Annotated in this window: 5 protein-coding genes and 1 riboswitch; of the genes, 2 read left to right on the top strand and 3 right to left on the bottom strand. The window is 35.0% G+C overall.

What is annotated here, in order from left to right; translation table 11 throughout:
- Positions 1-49: 49 nt before the first annotated feature.
- The gene (map, locus tag BDR01S_RS24390) at positions 50-799 is read right to left on the bottom strand and encodes a type I methionyl aminopeptidase (RefSeq protein WP_066251262.1); all 750 of its coding nucleotides are present in this window, start codon (positions 797-799) and stop codon (positions 50-52) included.
- A gap of 293 nt (positions 800-1,092) precedes the next feature.
- On the opposite strand from map, the gene BDR01S_RS24385 reads away from it, so the two are divergent.
- Positions 1,093-1,419, top strand: a complete 327-nt coding sequence (locus BDR01S_RS24385; RefSeq protein WP_066251261.1) for a helix-turn-helix domain-containing protein — start codon at positions 1,093-1,095, stop codon at positions 1,417-1,419.
- Between the two features lie 97 nt (positions 1,420-1,516).
- Here BDR01S_RS24385 and BDR01S_RS25125 read toward each other — a convergent pair whose 3' ends face one another.
- Positions 1,517-1,648: an anti-repressor SinI family protein gene (locus tag BDR01S_RS25125; protein ID WP_082797573.1), complete on the bottom strand. Its 132-nt coding sequence runs from the start codon at positions 1,646-1,648 to the stop codon at positions 1,517-1,519.
- Positions 1,649-1,678: 30 nt separating this feature from the next.
- Positions 1,679-1,768, bottom strand: a riboswitch (cyclic di-GMP riboswitch).
- A gap of 391 nt (positions 1,769-2,159) precedes the next feature.
- Positions 2,160-2,306 carry a hypothetical protein gene (locus BDR01S_RS26005; protein ID WP_169801479.1) on the bottom strand — a complete coding sequence of 49 codons (147 nt, stop codon included), beginning with the start codon at positions 2,304-2,306 and terminating at the stop codon, positions 2,160-2,162.
- A gap of 78 nt (positions 2,307-2,384) precedes the next feature.
- On the opposite strand from BDR01S_RS26005, the gene BDR01S_RS24380 reads away from it, so the two are divergent.
- A complete protein-coding gene (locus tag BDR01S_RS24380) occupies positions 2,385-2,588 on the top strand; it encodes a hypothetical protein (RefSeq protein ID WP_066251259.1) in 204 nt (67 codons plus the stop codon).
- Positions 2,589-2,624 lie beyond the last annotated feature (36 nt).

Below are 2,624 nucleotides of genomic sequence, written 5' to 3'. Positions count from 1 at the left end.
TGTTTGCACTTCTAAAGTAAACCCGTTATTTCACATAACGGGTTTGTTTTTATTCTTGTTCAGTTAAAATGACAGGTCCATTTTTAGTAATTGCTAGAGTATGTTCGTATTGTGCTGAAAATTTCCCATCGATTGTTCTTGCTGTCCAGCCATTAAGGTCCATCTTCGTTTGGTATCTGCCTACGTTTACCATGGGTTCGATTGTAAAGACCATACCTTCTTTAATTCTTGCCCCTTTACCAGGCAGCCCGTAGTGTGGAACGTCCGGTTTCTCGTGGATCACTGCTCCAATCCCGTGGCCGATAAAGTCGCGCACCACTGAAAACCCTTCCCCTTCCACATAGGTTTGAATTGCGTGGCCAATATCCCCGATTCGATTGCCGACAATCGCCTGTTCAATTCCTTTATAAAGTGCTTCTTTAGTAACCTGTAATAATCGTTCGGTTTCCTCAGATACCTTCCCTACAGCATAGGACCAAGCGGAATCGGCCAAGGCACCATTGTAGTTAACAACCATATCCACCGTTACAATATCCCCTTCATTTAAAGGTTCCTTCCTTGGAAACCCATGGCATATTTCATCATTTATGCTTGCACAGGTTGCATATTCATAACCTTTATAGCCTTTTTGTTCTGGGGTTGCACCTTTTTTCTTAAGAAACTCTTCAACAAATTGGTCGATTTCCCAAGTGGTTATACCTGGTTTGATTAGTTTTCCGATTTCTTTATGACAAGCTGCAAGTATTTCTCCTGCTTTTTTCATAGCTTCAATTTCACGTTGTGATTTAAGGACAATCATTTAGGAGGGTCCCCTTCCTTTTTGTTTATTTTTATGTATGCAATGCAAAAATGTTATTCAACTAATCGCAATACCTATAAGTGAATTATACAATAGTCCATTATTGGCAACACTTTTAATAATAACTCTTACCCGATAATTTTTCAAAATTACTTAATCTCTAATAAACTTTGGGGAGAATTATTCTCAATGTTCATTTTTTTGTCATATTCCTACGTTCTTAATATGGTACTTCTTAATTCTTTTTGATAGAATTAATATATATTTAATAATTTATTAGGTGTGTGAGACTCATGATTGGTGATCGCGTTAAAAAATTTCGTTTAAATAAGAAAATGTCACTTTCCGAACTTGCTTCTCAAGCAGGGGTTGCAAAATCGTATTTAAGTAACCTTGAAAATAACAAACAAGAGAATCCTTCGATCAAATTTCTTGAGAAAATAGCTGCTGTCTTAAATATTTCTGTTGATCATTTAATTCATGAAGAAGTTAATAAAGAGGAACTAGATATCGATTGGATGAATCTTGTTAAAGATGCAATGAATTCTGGTGTTTCTAAGGAGCAATTCCGTGATTTCCTTGAATTTAACAAGTGGCGGATAAATCAAAACGATAAGTAAGACTGGTTTGGATATTCCTTTTTATATAAAAATAAAGCATTCTACAAAGAAACTTCTTGTAGAATGCTTTTTATTTTATGTAATAGTAGTCTCGCAATTAACTAATTACCTCTTTCTGGCTAAGAAAGTCACGAACTGCATTTATCGATAATCCCAAGTCCTTTGCTTCTAAAATTAGTTCCATCCACTCTTGATCAATAACTTCAGCTTCATTTTTTGTAATTATCACTGTTATCACTCCTAAAATACATTATGTATTCCAGGTAGCCCGGCCATCATAACAAGTAATACCTGCCTTAGATCCTCGGCTTTGCGTCCCTGCTTTTCAACAGGTTTGCCTTTTTCTGTGACTTATACAACTTAAGTAGCAATGTATAAGCTATTTATTAAAATTAGATAGGTCGATTTACTTAATCCATACTGTAATTATAACTAGTGCTATTATAGTAGGTTGTTGTAATTTGTCGGATTATTATAATTTTCACACAATTTTTTCTAACAAATTATCCCATAAATCTACAAAAATTTTCCAATTTACTCTTCCAACTTGAATAGCTTTTTTGTCAAAGCTCTAGAACATTGGGAGAAATCTCAAATCTTTTCTTTATAGTTAGGAAAATTTTATGCTTCAAACATTTGTCTAAATTGTGACAATTAGCATATAATGTAAACAACATAAAAATAAACTTAATATTATAAATATTACAAATTTGGTGGTGACTCAATGCGATGACCCTTATTCATGTATTAAACTTTTCTATTCCGATTGCGTTTATTGTGTTTGCTGGGTATTTTTTAGACCGCATGTGTAAACCAGATCCTCCACAAGAAAAAGCTGGTGAAGAGTGAACCTGGTTTTTAGGTTCCATTTCACCAGCCTTTTCCATTGTATAGTGAATAAAAAAAATAATTATTTTCGCTCCAATCAGGGAATGCTACTAGCGAGGACGAAAGGAGTGTTGAATTTGGCACGTGGTGAACATTTTGAACATAAAAAGAAAAGCCATCCGGGTAATTTCCCAAATGACAGTTTAACGGAAAAACATGCGAAACAAGCAATTGGGGATGAAGAATTCCTAGTGGTAAGAGAAGCATTTAAAAATCGAGTCGAAAACGAAGATGAGTATCGTGGAGATACAGCTCGTTTACTAAATGATCAGACAGAATAAGAAAAGCGCAAGCGCCCTGTTCAGCGGCGTATGGCC

Source organism: Neobacillus drentensis NBRC 102427 (assembly GCF_001591445.1).
GTDB classification, from domain to species: domain Bacteria; phylum Bacillota; class Bacilli; order Bacillales; family Cytobacillaceae; genus Neobacillus; species Neobacillus drentensis.
The sequence above is the reverse complement of the archived record's forward strand: the minus strand, read 5'-3'. Positions and strand labels throughout refer to the sequence as shown.

What these genes read in the sequence shown, in the direction of transcription:
- map (WP_066251262.1), bottom strand. Translation starts at nt 799, where the DNA reads ATGATTGTCCTTAAATCACAACGTGAAATTGAAGCTATGAAAAAAGCA.
- BDR01S_RS24385 (WP_066251261.1), top strand. Translation starts at nt 1,093, where the DNA reads ATGATTGGTGATCGCGTTAAAAAATTTCGTTTAAATAAGAAAATGTCA.
- BDR01S_RS26005 (WP_169801479.1), bottom strand. Translation starts at nt 2,306, where the DNA reads ATGGAAAAGGCTGGTGAAATGGAACCTAAAAACCAGGTTCACTCTTCA.